This window comes from Nitrincola tibetensis, from assembly GCF_003284585.1.
Lineage (GTDB): Bacteria > Pseudomonadota > Gammaproteobacteria > Pseudomonadales > Balneatricaceae > Nitrincola > Nitrincola tibetensis.
On sequence record NZ_QKRX01000050.1, the window covers coordinates 1 to 533 of the forward strand.

A 533-nucleotide genomic window follows, 5' to 3' on the forward strand; every position below is an offset into this window, starting at 1 on the left:
ATTAAAGTGATCTCATTGTCAACGCCAGAACTTGAAGGACCTGATGCAGATCAGTTCGAGGTGATTGGCACCAAAAGCACCTTCCGTTTGGCGCAGCGTCCGTCCAGTTATGTGGTGTTGCAATATGATCGCCCAATTATTAAACGTAAGGGGGCCAAACAACCCTTGCCAAGTCCAGTTCCGTTCAATGTATTGGATCGGAGTTTTGCCGATGTCAGTTTGCTAGTCGGTCTGCTGGTCGATAAGTTCCTGTATCACCTACCGTTGTATCGCCAACATCAACGCATGGGCCACTCCGGCATCACGACGAGCCGCACCACCTTGACCACGCTAACTCAGCGTCCTATCGAACTATTACGCCCCATCGTTGAGGCTCAGTTGGCAAATATACTGCGCAGCAAAGTGTTAGCCATGGATGAAACGCCGATCAAGGCAGGCAAGGCGACAAAAGGTAAACTCAAGCAAAGCTGGTTCTGGCCACTCTATGGTGATCAGGATGAGGTCGTGTTTACCTTCTCGTCCAGTCGAGGACG

At 50.7% G+C, this 533-nt stretch carries 1 protein-coding gene; it reads left to right on the plus strand.

Translation table 11 applies throughout. The features are described from left to right. Positions 1–533: IS66 family transposase (locus DN062_RS18435; protein WP_239995865.1), on the plus strand; the 533-nt coding region annotated here is incomplete at both ends.